This is a genomic window from Streptomyces dengpaensis (genome assembly GCF_002946835.1).
In the GTDB taxonomy this organism is placed as follows: domain Bacteria; phylum Actinomycetota; class Actinomycetes; order Streptomycetales; family Streptomycetaceae; genus Streptomyces; species Streptomyces dengpaensis.
Genome location: NZ_CP026653.1, coordinates 40,817 through 55,646, shown reverse-complemented (window position 1 = coordinate 55,646; position 14,830 = coordinate 40,817). Strand labels below are relative to the sequence as shown.

Below are 14,830 nucleotides of genomic sequence, written 5' to 3'. Positions count from 1 at the left end.
GGCCCCACCCGATCCCGAAGGAGCACCATCCGCTGTGGCCCTCTCCATCTCCGCCGCCGTGCTGCTGGGCATCATCGTCGTCGTCCTGGTCAAGGGCGGATACGTCCGGATCGGCTCCGCGCTGGCCTGCACGCTGTTCGGCTTCACCCTCGCCGCGACCGGCCTGGCCCCGACGATCAACAGCGGCCTCGCCTCGCTCGCCGGGCTGATCTCCAGCTTCTGAACTACGCCTCGGTCCACGGCGGGTCGGGCGTGTAGTTGAGTCCGTCGCAGAAGCGGCAGTCCCACTCCGAGGGCACCTCCCACTTGTCGACCCAGAAGCCGACCTGCTTGCCCACGAAGAAGTTGTCCCCGCCGCACCACCCGCACTCGAAGACGAACTCCACCCGATCCCCTTCCCCGCGCCTGTTGGATCGAGGATGCCCGGGGCGCAGGTGCGGTGACTACCCACCCGCCAGCCCCAACTCACCTGCTGCGCAACGCCGAAGGGCGCCGCCGGACACGACTCCGGCGGCGCCCTTCGCCGTTGCGCGCGGCCACTCCCCCACGCGCCCTCCCGGCCACCACGGCCAGGAGGGCGCTCCCCTCCCGCGTGATCGGAGAACCCGATGGACCCCCTGAACACCCAGCACGGCATGCCCGAGTCCGAGGCCGCGGCCGAAGCCCGCCGCCTGATCGACGACTGGGCGAGCAAGCCCGTACGCCACCACCCCACCTCGTTCCGCGACGACACCGAGCCGCCGGCCTTCGGCACCACCCCGCCCGTGAAGCAGGACGACCAGCGGATCGTCCCGGCCTGGGCGGCCGGGATCGCGGTGGCCTCGATCGGCGTGGGCGCCGGCGTCACCGGCATCGGCTGCGGTGCCTGGCTCGTGCTCCAGGGCCTGGCCTCCGTCACGTTGAACGGCGTCCTCATGGTCACCCTGCCGTTCGCGGGCCTGGCCATGGCCGCCACCGCCATCGGCGGCGCGATCAGCAAGGCCCGCGCGGCCGTCACCAAGAACGTCTTCGAGGGTCCGGTCACCCACCACACCGAGATCCACAACAACAGCACCACGCGCGGGGCGTTCTTCGCCCGCACCCGAAACGAGATCCGCTGACCGGCTCCGGCCAGCCCGCACTGCCCACTCACCGACCCCTTCGCCGAAGGAGCAGCTACGCCATGCCCACCAACGACAAGCCGGTCAACGGCCAGGACAACCCGTCCTTCTTCGACCTGATCGACCAGATGCCCCCGCCGCCGGTCCTCGAGCTGGACGGCAAGCACGGCAACAGGCGGCTCGCGAAGCTGCGCGCCGCGTGGAAGGAGTCCTGGAAGGAAGGCGGCTTCCTCTACCAGCGGTGGGATGAGGTCTTCCGGGCCCGGCACGCCGGCTGGCACGAGGTCGCCAACTGGATCAAGGCGGCTGGACTGTTCACCGGGATCAGCCTCATCGTCATGATGCTGGACGCCGCCGGCGACATCGCCAGCGCCACGCTCAAGGGCCTGTCCGCAGTCCCGGCCACCAGCGCCGGTGACGGCAGCGGCCTGTGGGGCACGGTCGACCACCCCGTGCGGGTGTTCCTTGCCGACCAGGCCGCGCACCTGGCCGTCGCCCCGGCCGCCTTGTACGTCTTCTGGCAATTCGCCGGAGTGCTCGCACTCATCGGCGGCTTCTGCAAAAACGCGGGCGCCCGCATTGCCTGGGCGCTGTGGGGCTGTGCAAGCCTCGCCATGATCTGGTCCGCCGCCCCGGCCGGAGGCCGCGCCGCCGCCACCGGGCTGGCCGCCCTCATGTGGGCGCTGGCCAGCATCTTCGCCCTGCGGGGCCTGACCCTGCGGCCCATCGTCCACAACCACCCGCCGCAGTTCCAGCCCCAGTTCAACCCTGCGCTCCACATCCACGCCACCCTCCCCGCCCCGGTGGGCGACGACTTCGGCGACGAACCCGACAACATCCACCCGCTCCAGCGCTGACCCCGGTCGCTCCGCCTGGCCCTCGCCCACCCGCAGCCGCGGGGCCGGGCGAGGGCCGGACAGGCCGACCGGCCGCCACGAACCACCCCGAGCGACAAGGAGATCCCGTTTTGGCTGCGAAAGCACCGGCTGTCATAGGCGTGCTCACCGAGCCCCCGGCACCGACCTGGTGGAAGGTCAACCGCCACAAGGTCTTCGGCGTCACCGGGCTGCTGATCGGCTACCTGGTCGGCACCCACCTGCACGGCGCCCCGGAGCAGCAGCCGGAGACGCCCCGGCCGGGCCACACCATGCCCGCGTCGACCACGCCCTGAGAGCACCCCACGCGCACGGCCCACGCCTCGCCGCATAGCCCAGCCGCACCACCTGCCGCGCCCGCCGACACCAGCACGACGTCGGCGGGGTGCAGCGCTGTCCACCGACGACTGGAGGAACTGCTCGTGCTCATTCCCCGCCCGCGCCGCCGGATCGCCCGGCCCCGCCCGCAGCGTCCCGGGCCCCGCTACCCGCACCGCCCCGACCGGCTGCCCGGCGCCTGGAACAGGTAATGCCGCGCCCCCGGAAGAAGCGGCCTCCCCGCGAGGTGAAGCGGGTGCCGCGCAGCGACGCAATCCTGCCGGAGCATGACCGCGGCGCTGTCCCGGAGGGCTTGGTCACCCGGCGCCAGTTACGGGACATGAACCTCAGTCCGGGCGGCAACGACGGTCCGGTCGCGATCCTGCGCTGCAAGTGGTGCTCGTACCGGCCGCAGTGGTCGTGCATTCACCCCACCCGCGGCTTCCTGCTCCGCGTCGACCTGGCCGTGCCCAAGCGTGTTCCGACGCTCGCTCAGGAATGGGCACTGGACCGGGCGATGGCCGCAAGATCCACCTGCCCCGAATGCAGGCGCCGGTACTGGTTCTGCCTCCCGCTGCGCACCCAGGGCTGCTGCGACCCCTGCGCCAGGGGCTTCGAGCCCAGCCCCGACACCTACCTCGCTTCCACGGCCCCGGTCATCCACCGGCTCGCCGCCTGATCAACGAACCCCTCGAAGGAGAGTCACCATGGCTCTGTTCACCCGCCCCGCCCCCACCGCCGCGCCCGAGACCTGGACGCCGGAGGGCACGCTCGTCTCTCAGCGCTATCGGGCGATGGAGGGCGCGACCGTCCTCGTCTACACCGCCGACGCCGACCGGGGCACCGCGCGCTACGCCGCGGCTTGCCTGGGCTGCACCTACCGCGAGGACCGGAACGCTTCCGGCAACGTGATGACGGAGCCGGACGCCGCCCAGGCCGCCAACGCGCACGCCACGGCCTGCCGGGCGGTGCCGCGCGGCATCCCCGCCCGGCCCACCGACGCCGCGGCCGCGAAGCTGATCCGCACCCGGCTGTGGGCACGCCGCTACGGCAAGGCCCCGCACCCGGTGCACATCTCCGACTTCAACGCGATCCGGATCGAGCTCCAGCGCCCCACCGACTGGATCAAGGCGCTGCTGACCGATCTCGCGCAGGCCGACCCCGGCTTCCTCACCGCGACGCCCGTCAGCTCCGGCAAGGGCACCCGCTTCACCGTCCAGCCCTTCGACCGGCCTTGACCGTGCGCGCCCGAACCGCCGCCCTGGTCGCGGCCGTCGTGCCCGTCACGGTCGCCGCGGCCGCGGTCGTGCTCAAGGCCAGCCACTGGGAGCTGTACGCCGACCGGCACCGCATCCACCTCGCCCCCGTCGCCCGCCGCTCCTGCCCCGACTGCCGGGGCGCGGGCGGCTGGTGGGTCGGTGGCGCGAACCCGGAGATGGAGCCGTGCGGCTGCTGGGCAGAGCGGCGCGAGCTGACGCTTCGGCTCCTGCCGCGCCCCACCGTCCCGTACGACGAACCCCCGTTCTGACGGATCCCCGTGCTGCCCCGACCAGCTGACAAGCGCTGGCCGGGGCGGTGCGGAGGACCGGACAGCCCGGTCGCTCCGAAAACCCCGAAGGAGCCGCACATGACCGAGACCCTCACCCCGCCCACCGTCGCCGCCGGCGCGGACTCACCGCTCGCCCTCCTCTTCGACATCGCCCTTGAGATCGGCGTGCAGGGCGAGGACGAACAGCGCGACAACGCCGAAACAGCCGCCCTGGACCACGTCTGGAACGCCTACCCCGACACCCTCGGCAAGGCCCTGGACGACGACGACTGGTCCGGCCGGCCCGCCGTGCCGGGCGCCGTGCTGGAGCCGAGCGCCGTCGCCTACCTGGACGGCGGCCTGTGGCTGCACCACTCCAGCGACGACGACCAGGAGCAGGACGTCCTCACCCTCATCGCGCCCTGCACCTGCGGAAACGGATACGTCGACACCGTCCTGGACGGCGAGCGCGACCTCCTGCAGGTCCTCACCGACCTGCGCGCCACCGGCGGCCGCTTCCCGCACGACAGCGGCTGGCCCGACTGCGACAGCCAGCGCCGTCTGCGCGCCTGGGGCGACGCCCGACCGTGACAGCGCGAAGGGGCGGCTGGCGCGCTCGTACCGCGCCAGCCGCCCCAACTCCCCTTCACTCTCTACGAGATCAGGAGAACTCCAGCATGCCCCGTCTGCCCCTCACCACCGAGCGCCTGGCCCTGTTCGGCACGCTGCTGGCCACCTTCGGCGAGCTGCACCCCGCCTGTGACCACTGGGTCCAGGGATCGAAAACGGCGTCGCGGAAGCGGCTGTACGGCGAGGACCTGGTCCACGCCGACGGCACCCCCGCCGACCCGGACTCCACCCGCCCGACCATGACCGCCAGCGCCCTCGGCAGGCGTGCCGTGGCCTGCCACGTCGCGTCCTACACCGCTGTGCAGCTCGGGGCGACCATCGCGATCACCCGCGCGTTCGGCTACCGCGTCACGCCCACCGCGCTGCTCGCCGGCGCGGCCATCAACGCCGGGACGCACGCCGCGATCGACCGCGGCGCGCTGCTGCTGTGGCTGGCGAAGAAGACCAACAAGACCGGCTACATCGAGCACTGCAAGGCCGCCCGCGTCGACGACGACGGCAAGGCCACCTCGGAGCTCACCGGGCCGGGCAGCGCGTGGATGGAGCTGGACGCGGCCCTGCACCGGGGCATCGGTGTCGGCGCCGCCGCCGTCACCACGTGGCTCACCACCCGCCCCGGCGGCCGCCGGTGACCGCGCAGACCCGTACGCGCATCGACCGCGTCCGTGCCTCCGCCGCGATCGCCCAGCTCGCCCTCCAGCAGATCGAGGACGACCTGAGCGCCGACGACGTCGACCCGGCGGAGCTCGCCGAGATCCTGCGCGAGTTGAGCGAGGACACCGACCCGCCCGGCGGGTTCATGGCGTCCGTCGCGCAGCTGCTCACCGCCGCCGCGAAGCGAGCCGAACGCATCGAGCCCGACCGCGACGGCGACGCCTCATGCCCGCTGCACGAGGCCGCCACCCTGATCACCGACAACGCCGGGCAGCGCCTCATCTGGGCTGCCAACTCCCTCCACCCGCAAGGAGACTTCGAATGACCGCGCCGATGCCGCAGTACCCGGAGCTGCCGGACAACGCCCTGATCGTGCTGATCGGTGCCTCTGGAGCGGGGAAGACGACGCTGGCCAGCACCTGGCCCGCCTCCCAGGTCCTCTCGCTCGATGGCCTGCGCGGCGTTATCAGCGACGATCCGGGCTGCCAGGACGCCACAGGCGACGCCGCTGACGTTCTCAAGCTCATCCTGGAACGCCGGATGGCCCGGAAGCTGAACACGGTGATCGACGCGACCAATCTCGAACAGCCGGTACGGGTCGACCTGGTCATGGCCGCGAAGCGGCACGGGATGCCGACCATCGCGGTCATCGTCGCGACGCCCCTCTCGCTCTGCATCGCCCGGCAGGACGGCCGCCCGGACAACCGGCGCGTGCCCGAGGACACCGTCCGCACCCAGCACAAGGCGATGGTCCACTCGGTCCAGTCGCTGCGGGCTGAGGGCTTCAACGAGACTTTCTTCGTTGGGGGCCTCAACCGGCTGGAGCCGTACCTGCGCCGCCTGAGCGAGGCCCGCAGCGCCGACCTTGGACTGGACGGCGGCGACGGCCTGGGCGACCTGCTCCTGGTCCGCCGCGTCTTCGGCCCCGAGATCCTGCCCCTGTGGCAGTGGAAGGACGGCTCCGACGTCGCGGGCGGCGACCGGGTCGCGGAGATCCGCCTCGGTCAGCTGTACCTCACCCTCGCCCTGCGCACCGACGTCGACGGAGAGGGCGACTACGGCTTCGACGTCATGGTGCCCTGCCCGTTCGACCCCGAGTGCGGCGGCTATGCGTGGGCGCCGGCCTGGAGCATCGGCTGCCTGCACCGCGCGCTCACCGGCCAGTTGGACAACCACGAGGACATCGTCTGCACCGTCCACGGCAGCTTCGACGACGTCGACCAGGAGGCCGACGACCACGCCGCACAGGCGCTGGAGGCCGCCCGCGGATGACCACCGAGCCCACTCTCGGATCTGCTTCCGGCTGGGACCAGGCCACCTACCGGTGCGGCCGGTGTGGAGCCACGTACACCGTCACCACGGAAGAGGCCTACCTCCAGGCCGTAGGCGTCCACACCGACGCACACGCCGTGTGGGACCGCCTCAACCCCATCGAGCGCGACGGCTTCGCCTCGATCCTCCGCACGATCCTGTCCGCGCCGGACCTCGGATTCGAATTCCTGGCCCTCGCCGACCGGCAGCACCGCACGGGAGGCGACACACAGTCAGTCCCGCCCCCGGCCGTACCCGGCAAGAACACCCCACAGCCCGACTCTTCGCCGTCGAACGCGACGGCCCGAGCTCCCGAGTAGGAGAACCCAGATGACCACCGCCACGATCACCGCCGACGACCTCATCCGCCGCTACGCCGCCGACACCGCCTACGTCGCAGAGAAGGACAAGGACCAGGCCACCGACATCGGCACCCTCGCCGATCAGCTCGGCACTGCGGCCCGCAACTTCTCATTGGCCGGCATCGACGGTCACGAAGACGTGAGGACCGCTTCGGCCTTCCTCCACGAGGCCCACCTCTCAACCGACGACAACGAGCGCACCGTGTTCCTGCGCAAGGCCGACAAACTCCTCGCGCCCGTCGTCCAGGAGATGACGCAGGAGTTCCGCGGCATGGTCGGCGACTGACCCCGCGGCGACGACCGAGCAGCACCGTCCACACGGCCGCCGGGCCCCAGGCGGCCCATCACCCTCCAGCTCGACTACCAAGGAGGCCTTGTGGCCGTTCCCGCCCAGCCCACCAAGAACACGTTCGCCGCGCTCAGCGCCTGCTTCACCCGGGATCTCGCCGCCCTCATCTCCGAGGACGCACCACACGACCCGTCGCCGAACGAGTTCATCGACCTGGTCGCACGCGTCCGTGACGTCCTCAACCCCGCCGGCGTGGACCTGGACGACGCAGTCGTCCACCTCACCGAGGCGCTGAACGGCCCCGGAGACGACCAGCGTGAGCTGCTGGCGCAGGCGCGCACCCATCTGCGCAACGCCGTCGAAGCCACTCGCTGACCCCGCGCGTTGAGCGCACTCTGTGCCGCCCCGGACCCCGCAATCGCCGGGGCCGGGGCGGTCGCAGTGGCCCCTCAACCACGAGATGAACGAAGGGAGATGGACGTCATGGGCCTGCCTTACTTCGAGGTCGACGTCCCGATAAGGAGCACCGTCCAGCCCGGCCTGAGCGGTGTGCACGTCTTCGCCGGCCCCGCCGACAGCCGCAGCGCCGCCGTACGGATCGCGCACGAGGTCTACGACGCGGCACGCGCCACGCAGGAGGCCGGACTCGAGATTCCCGGCAACCGGCCGGACGGCTGGGGAGCCCGCGGCTACCGGCCCGGCTGGGAGCTCGACTGGCCCGCCGCGACTGTCGGCCAATGGAACACCCCGTACAGCTTGAGCCGCCTCGCCGACGACGGTGACTTCGAGCTGTAGCTACACCCCGGGACGGACGACAAGGCGTCCAAACCAACCGCCCGCCCCGGGCCATCCATCCCGTACGAGACGAGAGGGAGATCCCAAGTATGGACTCCGTCCTGCGCGTTCAGGCCCGAATCGGGCAGCGCGCACTGTGGGGGCGAGCCACGTGAGCATCGCCACCCTGCCCGAGGGCGACTGGATCCGCGGCATCACGATCCGCCAGCCCTGGGCGACCTGCATCCTCGCCGGGAAGAACCCGGAGAACAGGCCCGTGAACTGGCCGTGGCAAGGCGGCTGGATCCTGATCCACGCCGGGCTGAAGCTGGAGCGCCCCGCCCTGCGCGACCCGCTGGTCGCCACCGCGATCCGAGGCCGCGAACTGCACCTGGGCGCGGTCATCGGCGTCGCCCGCCTCACCGGCTGCCACCCCGACCAGGGGCCCGAGAAATGCACCAGTCCCTGGGCGCAGCGCGGCGGGCACCACCTGGTCTTCGCCGACGTCCAGGAGCTCGCCCTGCCCGTGCCCGCCACGGGCGCGCTCCCGGCCTGGAAGCCGAAGCCGGACCTGCTGACGCACGTCTTCCAGCAGCTGCCCGACTTCCGGCCGTGACCCGCACGGGACGCAAGAAAGAGAAGCCACAGTTCGAGCCGGGCCTGATCCCGGCTCCCGGTGAACTTCTCGACTGGCGCGACAACCAGCACTTCGACCGCTGGCAGGACCGCTCCTGCGCACTGTGCGGCAGGCCCACGCCCATGCGCTCCCACTCCGGGGAGCCCGTGCACAAGGCGTGCGCCGAGGACTGGATCACCGCCAACCCCGTTGAGGCCCGCCTCGGGCGGTTCGCCTCCGACGCCAAGCCCAAGTCCAAGGGCCAAGGCGACGACCACGCCTGAACTCCCTCCATCTGGAGGCTCCTTTGAGCAGCACCCCACGCGAGGTCGACCACGCCCTCGCCTACCCCGAGCCGCCCGCGTCCCCGCTCTGGCATCGCCACGGCGCGAAGGCCCGGCCGCTCACCGACGCCCAGAAGAAGCGCAACCGCGAGCTCCTGGACCTCGCGCAACGCAAGCCCCGCACCACCGCCGCGTAGGAGGGCCGGTCATGTTCACCGACCAGAAAGAGGCCCTCGAAGCCGAGGCCCTCGAACTCACCCCCCTCGGCAGCGGACAGAGCGCTGCTGCCTCCCTGGTGGTCGCCCACCAGGCCCGCGACAAGGACGACCTCGCCGACCTCTTGGGCGCGCTCGGACTGCCCTGCGACGAAGACGACCTCGTACGCCTACTCCCCCACCTCACCACCCCCGACGACACCCCGACGCCCGGAGACCCGATGCCCGCCAACGCCTTCACCGCCACCGCCGCCTCCATGCTCAACAACGGCGACAGCCCCGAGCGCGTCCGCGACACCCTCGGACTGTCGGAGAGCGAACTCGCCGACGCCGTCCAGCACGCCGGAATCGCCGACGCCCTCCAGAACGCCGGACTGCCCGCCACCGACGCGGACACGCAGGACAGCACCGGCACCCCGGAGACGGACGTCCCGGCACCCGACAACACGATGGACGCCGACCAGATCGAGGCCCTGCTCGCGTGGGCGGAGAACCACCCGGCCGCCACCATCCGCAACCGGGCCGCCCGCGTCCGCAGCGACCTCACCGAGCTGACCGAACGCCGTACCGCCGACGCCGCACAACGCGCGGCAGAGCAGCGAGTCGCCAACGCCAGGGCCGAACTGGAGGCCGCGCAGGCACAGCTGCGCCAGGTGAAGACCGGCGGCCGCGCCGCCACCGAGGACCAGGCCACCACCACCGCCGTGGCCGCTGCCCCGGAGCCCAACGGCAAGCGCAGCTCGGAGGAACTGGCCGCGATCCGGACCTGGGCACGGGCCAACGGCCACCAGGTCGCCGACCGGGGCAACCCGGCCAAGAAGGTCATGGACGCGTACGACGCCGCCCACCGCACCACCAACCTGGCGGCGGCGAGCTGATGGACACCAAGCCCCTCACCATCGACGGCTTCCTCTACGCCGTCCCCACCCCCGGCACCTGCCCGGGAACTGCCCGGTTCGAGGTGATCTCCTCACCCACCGACGACCCCGAGGACGACACGGTGTTCTCCTGCACGACTGAAGAGCCCCGCATCGCCTATGCGCTCCTCACCGAGATACAGCCCGGCGACCTGCTGCACCTCTCCGGAACCCTGGTCCAGCCCTCCGACACAGGCGAAGCCGCGCAGCTCACCGTCGACGCCCTGGAGGTCCTGGCCACCGCACCGGCGCGGGCACTGCAGGAGATGGTCCTCGACAGGTACGGCGACTACGTCGTGGTGTTCGACGCCGACACCGACGCCGTGCCCGTCTTCACCGCCCTAGGGCAGTGGGTCGGCATCGCGGAGAACCCCGACGCCATCGGCACGCTGATCGAGATCCACGAGAGCGGGAACGGCGGTGACGCGTGATGACCACGACCACCGCGCAGTCCCGCACCGTCTTGGAGCGGTTCCCCGCCGGAGCACCCCGCGGTTCGTGGCCGGCGGAAGAGTACGCCGCCGCCCAACGAGCTCAGGGCACGGACGTCCAGGTCGTGATGGACCTCGTCGGTGACCAGTTCCTCGTGGTCACCGACGACACCCCACCCCAGTAACACCACCCCGAGCGCCGTGCCCGCCTTCCACACGGGTGCGGCGCTCCTTTGGCCTGCGACAAGGAGGAACCCTTCATGGCCGGCCCCCGTACGAACATCCCCGCAAGCACCCTTGAATCTCTTGCGGCAGAAGCGCCCGGCGACGACGGCCACCGCCAGATCATCCGGCTCGCGGTGAACACGGTCGCCGCCGCCCGCGGGTTCGCCGAACCCTGGCCCGTCGACCTGCCCGTCGACACCGCGCACCGGATCCGCAAGCTCCTCCAGGACCTCGACGGCATCACCACCTGGGGTGCGGCGGAACTCGGCAGCCTGCGCGAGCAGTTACTCGCCTCCGAGACCCGCAGCGCGTCCGGCACCTGGTACACCCCGCCCCAGATCGCCCACCCCCTGACCCGCGCCGCCCTGAGCACCATCACCGACCTGCACCTGGACGACGACCCCGCCGACGTCCTCAACCTTTCGGTGCTGGACCCGGCGTGCGGCGGCGGAGTGTTCCTCATCGCCGCAGCACGCATCCTCGCCTCCGCCTACGTCGGCCTGCTGTACGGCACCCACAATCCCGCCCGCCTCACCGTCCAGGCCGTCACGGCCGACGTCATGCGCTCCTGCGTCTACGGCATCGACACCGACCCGGTCGCTGTCGACCTCGCCAAGTCCGCGTGCTGGCTGGAGGCCGGCGGCTTCCCGCCGATCGGCTGGCTCGACAACAACATCATCGTCGGTGACGCGCTCGCCGGAGACGTCCCTCCCGCACTGGCGGGACGCCTCAACTCGCCTCGCCCGCTGGCGATCGTCGGCAACCCCCCGTACAAGGACAAGGCCAAAGGAGCCGCCCCCTGGATCGAGGCCCGCAGGCCCCGCCGGGGCCAGGCACGAGCCGCGGACGAACTGTGGCGGCCCAGCCTCGACGAGTTCCGCTATCCCGGGCGGGGCCGTCTGGAGTACGCCCTTTCCAACCTGCACGTCTACTTCTGGCGCTGGGCTCTGTGGCGTGTCTTCGAAACCCGCCTGCACACCGGCGTCGTCGCCTTCCTCTCCCCCGCCGCCTGGCTCGACTCCCAAGCCTTCGACGGCATGCGCGCCGCACTGCGCCGGACCGCCGACCAGGGACTGGTCATCGAACTGACACCGGAGGGGATGCAGCCGACCGTGCCGACCCGCGTGTTCCCCGGGGTCGCACAGCCGCTGTGCGCGGCGGTGTTCTCACGCAAGGCCGGACCCGACCCCAACCAGCCAGCCCAGGTGATGCACGCGACCGTCACCGGCACCCGCGAAGAGAAATTCCAGCAGTTCGACGACCTCCTCATGCCAGGCCGCCCTGCCAGCTGAACCACCCCTCATACCTGCGGGGCGGCCGTCGACACCGACTCCGGCCGCCCCGCAGCACCCCTTTGACCAGCCCCACCACCTATTCCGGCACGTCAGACCCAGGCATCCCACAGAAGAGGAATCACATGAGTGCCCGCGAATTCTGGAAGACCGTCTGCCACATCACTGCCCGCGGCATCGACGGATACGTACGCGACCGGGAGGCCGCACGCCGCCCGAAGATCGTTGTTCTGTGCGGATCCACCAGGTACTGGGAGCAGCTTCAAGAGGCCAACCTGTACGAGACTGCGGCCGGCCGGATCGTCCTCGCACCCGGCTGCAACATGAAGGCCACCCACCCGTTGTGGGCCGATCCGCAGCGGGCCGACCAGCTCAAGCAGGTGCTGGACACCCTGCACCTGCGGAAGATCGACATGGCGGACGAGGTCCTGGTCGTCAACCCGGGCGGCTACATCGGCGACAGCACCCGCCGTGAGATCGACTACGCCCGCAGCGTCGGCAAGCCCATCCGCTACACCCACACCACACCCGAGACGGCGCCCTGCCCGTGAGCGGCATGACCGGCCGGATGTACCTCGAACGAGGCCAGCCAGTCACCGTGGTCATCCCGTACTGCGCCCGCCGCGCTCCTGACGTCACCGGCAACTGGCTGCACTTCCAGTGGCCTGGTCGGCGACCGGCCGCCGGGCCGCGCAACGTGGCCATCCGCCGCGCCGACGGATCGATCGTCGTCCGGCCGTTCCGGGGCCTCACTCGGGGTGCTCCGGCCGACGGCGCGGTCATCGAACAGGACTAGCGCGCTGCCCTCACGGCCCGCTGACCACGCCCGGCCCGGCCGGGATCGCCCTTCATGCCTGCGGGGCAGCCGTCGACACCGACTCCGGCCGCAACGCAGCACCAGCCCCTCACCCGAAAGTGAGCCCCCATGACGGACACCACCAGCAGCCTCACCCGCCTGCGCACCCGGCTGCTGAGTGCCGCCTACGCCAACGCGGACATGTGGACGCAGCGTTCGGCGCTCCTCACCGACCAGGCCCTGGCCGCACTCGCCGACCGCGACCCGGCCGCCGCCGAAGACCTCGCCCACCGCCAGCAGTCCCCGGACTTCCTCAACGACACCCGGGTCCTGGGCGCGGCCATCCAAGCCGGAATCGACACCAGCCACTGGGAGGAACGGCGCGAGAAGCTCCGCGCCTACGCCCGGGAGGCCGACTGGCTGAATGCGGCGACCGACCCGGACACCGAGGCCAAACGGCTGTGGGCATCGCTGTACGACCACTACCCCGCCATCGCGCAAGCCCTCGCCGCCTTCCTCACCGGGCTGCCGCCCACCTGGCGCGAGGACCTCTTCACCCGCACCTACCTCTTCCCCGCCCCCAACGGCCCGGCCACGCCGCAGCTCCCCGGACCGGAGACCGCGCCCTACGACGAACAGAGCTGGGAGGACTGCCCGGCCTGCGCCGAAGCCCAGGACTCCTGCCGCTTCCACAAGGGCGTCAGCGCCGGCATGGACTACCAGGCCGACCTGATCAAGACCCTCCTGGCCGACCACCAGGCCACCGAGTACGTCCAGCAGCGCCACGCCGAACTCGAGGCGAGCGCTGCCCAGCCAGCGACGACCGACACGGACACCTCCACCCACCAGTGAACGCCCGGGGCGGCCGTCGACCTTGAGCCCGGCCGCCCCGGCGCCCCAACTCGCCCCGCTGAAACGGAGCTCCGCATGCCCAAGCCCGTCATCAAGCTGACGTCGTTCGGCTACCTCCACCTGCCCCGCGACACCGACGGCCGTCCCGTTCCGCCACAGGCCGACCGCATCGAGGACGTCCGCGACCGGCTCCGCGACCCAGCCGCCGCCCGCGACATCCTCGACCTGGACGGCCTCGACCCCCGCGTCCAGGACATCGTCCGCAACACCCCCGGCGCCCGCGAACTCCTCGCCAACCTCGCCGACTACGCTGACCTCCCCGCCGGCCCCCGCCACATCGCGATCGGATGCGCAGGCGGCAAGCACCGTGCATGCGCCCTCACGGAACTCCTGGCCCACGCGCTGAACGGCCGCGGCCGCCAAGTCGAAGTCGAGCACCTTCACCGCCACCTGCCGCGCGTGCTCACCACGCACGGCGGCACCCACACCACCACCCCCGAGCAGGAGCCCACCCGATGAAGCGCTTCTTCCGCCGCTGCGGCCACGCGCCCGGCGCCCTCTCCCCCGAGGACCAGGCCGTCGTCGACGCGTTCCGTGCGATGCTCGCCGCCCGCAAGAACCCGCAGCCCTGGACACCGGGCTGCAACCAGGACATCGCCGTACGGGTCGGCCCGTTCATCGAGCGCGCCCACCCCATCCCCGGCGACGACCACGGCCCCGACCTGATCGCCGTCACCCTGGTCCACCCCGACACCCCGCACGCCGCGGCCTACCTCCACGGCCACCAGCTCGGCTACACCGACCGCGGCTGGCTCCGCTGCGAGACAGCCGCGATCCTCGGCATCTGGCAGCCGGCCTACACGATGCTCACCCACGCCGCGGCGGACCTGCCCCTCCCCGACGACGTCGGCATGGCCCCCGCCCACTACGGCGTCCACGTCGAAGCCCGCCGCAGCGACAACACCGGCCACACGCTGCTCCGCCTCGGTCCCTACTTCCAGACCTGGCTCGCCTCCCGCGACGCCGACCGCCTCAACACCGAGTTGGCAGGCCGGGCGGCCACCGTGATCCCCGGCTTCACGGTCACTGCGAAGAACGCGCCGTTCCATGTCAGCGACCACGCTTCCTACCGCGACCCATACGAGACCGACGTCGCCGCGCTCCTGGCCGACGCCATCGCGGGGGCGAGCGCGTGACCACGACTCTGTACGAGATCACGACCAGCGAGGGCGACGACGGCACCATGCACCCCGCCGCACCGGTGACCGCCGCCGGCATCCCCAACCCCGACCACGGAGCCGTGCCAGCAACTTGGGCACCCTGATCTGTAGCGCCCGCCGCCAAGAAGGCCCGTACTCCCC

29 protein-coding genes are annotated in these 14,830 nt (G+C 71.6%); 28 read left to right on the top strand and 1 reads right to left on the bottom strand.

Features of this window, described 5'->3' with window-relative positions; translation table 11 throughout:
- Window positions 1-34: 34 nt before the first annotated feature.
- A complete protein-coding gene (locus C4B68_RS40310; RefSeq protein WP_099505189.1) occupies window positions 35-223 on the top strand; it encodes a hypothetical protein in 189 nt (62 codons plus the stop codon).
- Window position 224: 1 nt separating this feature from the next.
- On the opposite strand, the gene C4B68_RS42305 is transcribed toward C4B68_RS40310, so the two are convergent.
- Window positions 225-386, bottom strand: a complete 162-nt coding sequence (locus C4B68_RS42305) for a hypothetical protein (RefSeq protein ID WP_167459353.1) — start codon at window positions 384-386, stop codon at window positions 225-227.
- Between the two features lie 222 nt (window positions 387-608).
- Between C4B68_RS42305 and C4B68_RS40305 the strand changes: the two genes are divergently transcribed.
- The 27 genes from C4B68_RS40305 (at window position 609) to C4B68_RS44265 (ending at window position 14,793) form a co-directional block, all read left to right on the top strand.
- Window positions 609-1,100, top strand: a complete 492-nt coding sequence (locus C4B68_RS40305) for a hypothetical protein (protein ID WP_099505190.1) — start codon at window positions 609-611, stop codon at window positions 1,098-1,100.
- 62 nt (window positions 1,101-1,162) lie between these two features.
- Window positions 1,163-1,957: a hypothetical protein gene (locus C4B68_RS40300; protein WP_099505253.1), complete on the top strand. Its 795-nt coding sequence runs from the start codon at window positions 1,163-1,165 to the stop codon at window positions 1,955-1,957.
- A 110-nt stretch (window positions 1,958-2,067) separates the two neighbouring features.
- Window positions 2,068-2,271 carry a hypothetical protein gene (locus C4B68_RS40295; protein WP_099505191.1) on the top strand — a complete coding sequence of 68 codons (204 nt, stop codon included), beginning with the start codon at window positions 2,068-2,070 and terminating at the stop codon, window positions 2,269-2,271.
- Between the two features lie 278 nt (window positions 2,272-2,549).
- Window positions 2,550-2,972, top strand: coding sequence for an RRQRL motif-containing zinc-binding protein (locus tag C4B68_RS40290; RefSeq protein ID WP_373682263.1), 423 nt, complete (start codon window positions 2,550-2,552; stop codon window positions 2,970-2,972).
- A 28-nt stretch (window positions 2,973-3,000) separates the two neighbouring features.
- A complete protein-coding gene (locus C4B68_RS40285; protein ID WP_099505193.1) occupies window positions 3,001-3,531 on the top strand; it encodes a hypothetical protein in 531 nt (176 codons plus the stop codon).
- Window positions 3,532-3,533: 2 nt separating this feature from the next.
- Entirely contained in the window at window positions 3,534-3,821 is a 288-nt protein-coding gene (locus C4B68_RS40280) for a hypothetical protein (RefSeq protein WP_099505194.1), read from the top strand.
- A gap of 99 nt (window positions 3,822-3,920) precedes the next feature.
- The gene (locus C4B68_RS40275) at window positions 3,921-4,412 is read left to right on the top strand and encodes a hypothetical protein (protein WP_099505195.1); all 492 of its coding nucleotides are present in this window, start codon (window positions 3,921-3,923) and stop codon (window positions 4,410-4,412) included.
- Between the two features lie 86 nt (window positions 4,413-4,498).
- Window positions 4,499-5,083, top strand: coding sequence for a hypothetical protein (locus C4B68_RS40270; protein ID WP_099505196.1), 585 nt, complete (start codon window positions 4,499-4,501; stop codon window positions 5,081-5,083).
- Window positions 5,080-5,430 (top strand): hypothetical protein, encoded by a 351-nt coding sequence (locus tag C4B68_RS42610; RefSeq protein WP_180289353.1) that lies wholly within the window; start codon window positions 5,080-5,082, stop codon window positions 5,428-5,430. Before C4B68_RS40270 ends, C4B68_RS42610 begins: the two co-directional genes overlap by 4 nt.
- Window positions 5,427-6,377, top strand: a complete 951-nt coding sequence (locus C4B68_RS40260) for an ATP-binding protein (protein WP_099505197.1) — start codon at window positions 5,427-5,429, stop codon at window positions 6,375-6,377. Before C4B68_RS42610 ends, C4B68_RS40260 begins: the two co-directional genes overlap by 4 nt.
- On the top strand, window positions 6,374-6,736 hold the full coding sequence (locus C4B68_RS40255) for a hypothetical protein (protein ID WP_240634787.1): 363 nt from the start codon (window positions 6,374-6,376) through the stop codon (window positions 6,734-6,736). Before C4B68_RS40260 ends, C4B68_RS40255 begins: the two co-directional genes overlap by 4 nt.
- 10 nt (window positions 6,737-6,746) lie before the next feature.
- The gene (locus C4B68_RS40250) at window positions 6,747-7,064 is read left to right on the top strand and encodes a hypothetical protein (protein WP_099505198.1); all 318 of its coding nucleotides are present in this window, start codon (window positions 6,747-6,749) and stop codon (window positions 7,062-7,064) included.
- A 90-nt stretch (window positions 7,065-7,154) separates the two neighbouring features.
- Window positions 7,155-7,442, top strand: coding sequence for a hypothetical protein (locus tag C4B68_RS40245; RefSeq protein ID WP_099505199.1), 288 nt, complete (start codon window positions 7,155-7,157; stop codon window positions 7,440-7,442).
- Window positions 7,443-7,550: 108 nt separating this feature from the next.
- Entirely contained in the window at window positions 7,551-7,862 is a 312-nt protein-coding gene (locus C4B68_RS40240; RefSeq protein WP_099505254.1) for a hypothetical protein, read from the top strand.
- A 151-nt stretch (window positions 7,863-8,013) separates the two neighbouring features.
- The gene (locus C4B68_RS40235; RefSeq protein WP_099505200.1) at window positions 8,014-8,457 is read left to right on the top strand and encodes an ASCH domain-containing protein; all 444 of its coding nucleotides are present in this window, start codon (window positions 8,014-8,016) and stop codon (window positions 8,455-8,457) included.
- Window positions 8,454-8,741, top strand: a complete 288-nt coding sequence (locus C4B68_RS40230) for a hypothetical protein (RefSeq protein WP_099505201.1) — start codon at window positions 8,454-8,456, stop codon at window positions 8,739-8,741. Before C4B68_RS40235 ends, C4B68_RS40230 begins: the two co-directional genes overlap by 4 nt.
- A 23-nt stretch (window positions 8,742-8,764) precedes the next feature.
- A complete protein-coding gene (locus C4B68_RS42300) occupies window positions 8,765-8,938 on the top strand; it encodes a hypothetical protein (protein ID WP_167459352.1) in 174 nt (57 codons plus the stop codon).
- Between the two features lie 11 nt (window positions 8,939-8,949).
- On the top strand, window positions 8,950-9,834 hold the full coding sequence (locus C4B68_RS40225) for an Lsr2 family DNA-binding protein (RefSeq protein WP_099505202.1): 885 nt from the start codon (window positions 8,950-8,952) through the stop codon (window positions 9,832-9,834).
- On the top strand, window positions 9,834-10,304 hold the full coding sequence (locus C4B68_RS40220; RefSeq protein WP_099505203.1) for a hypothetical protein: 471 nt from the start codon (window positions 9,834-9,836) through the stop codon (window positions 10,302-10,304). The genes C4B68_RS40225 and C4B68_RS40220 overlap by 1 nt, the downstream gene beginning before the upstream one ends.
- Window positions 10,304-10,489 carry a hypothetical protein gene (locus C4B68_RS40215; protein WP_099505204.1) on the top strand — a complete coding sequence of 62 codons (186 nt, stop codon included), beginning with the start codon at window positions 10,304-10,306 and terminating at the stop codon, window positions 10,487-10,489. The genes C4B68_RS40220 and C4B68_RS40215 overlap by 1 nt, the downstream gene beginning before the upstream one ends.
- A 75-nt stretch (window positions 10,490-10,564) precedes the next feature.
- On the top strand, window positions 10,565-11,821 hold the full coding sequence (locus tag C4B68_RS40210; RefSeq protein ID WP_107475416.1) for an N-6 DNA methylase: 1,257 nt from the start codon (window positions 10,565-10,567) through the stop codon (window positions 11,819-11,821).
- Between the two features lie 125 nt (window positions 11,822-11,946).
- Entirely contained in the window at window positions 11,947-12,372 is a 426-nt protein-coding gene (locus tag C4B68_RS40205) for a hypothetical protein (RefSeq protein ID WP_240634786.1), read from the top strand.
- Window positions 12,369-12,617: a hypothetical protein gene (locus C4B68_RS40200; RefSeq protein ID WP_143674434.1), complete on the top strand. Its 249-nt coding sequence runs from the start codon at window positions 12,369-12,371 to the stop codon at window positions 12,615-12,617. Before C4B68_RS40205 ends, C4B68_RS40200 begins: the two co-directional genes overlap by 4 nt.
- A gap of 129 nt (window positions 12,618-12,746) precedes the next feature.
- Window positions 12,747-13,469 carry a hypothetical protein gene (locus C4B68_RS40195; RefSeq protein ID WP_099505207.1) on the top strand — a complete coding sequence of 241 codons (723 nt, stop codon included), beginning with the start codon at window positions 12,747-12,749 and terminating at the stop codon, window positions 13,467-13,469.
- A gap of 75 nt (window positions 13,470-13,544) precedes the next feature.
- Window positions 13,545-13,988, top strand: coding sequence for a RapZ C-terminal domain-containing protein (locus C4B68_RS40190; protein ID WP_099505208.1), 444 nt, complete (start codon window positions 13,545-13,547; stop codon window positions 13,986-13,988).
- A complete protein-coding gene (locus C4B68_RS40185; RefSeq protein ID WP_099505209.1) occupies window positions 13,985-14,665 on the top strand; it encodes a hypothetical protein in 681 nt (226 codons plus the stop codon). The genes C4B68_RS40190 and C4B68_RS40185 overlap by 4 nt, the downstream gene beginning before the upstream one ends.
- On the top strand, window positions 14,662-14,793 hold the full coding sequence (locus C4B68_RS44265; protein ID WP_257217482.1) for a hypothetical protein: 132 nt from the start codon (window positions 14,662-14,664) through the stop codon (window positions 14,791-14,793). The genes C4B68_RS40185 and C4B68_RS44265 overlap by 4 nt, the downstream gene beginning before the upstream one ends.
- The last annotated feature ends 37 nt before the right edge of the window (window positions 14,794-14,830 follow it).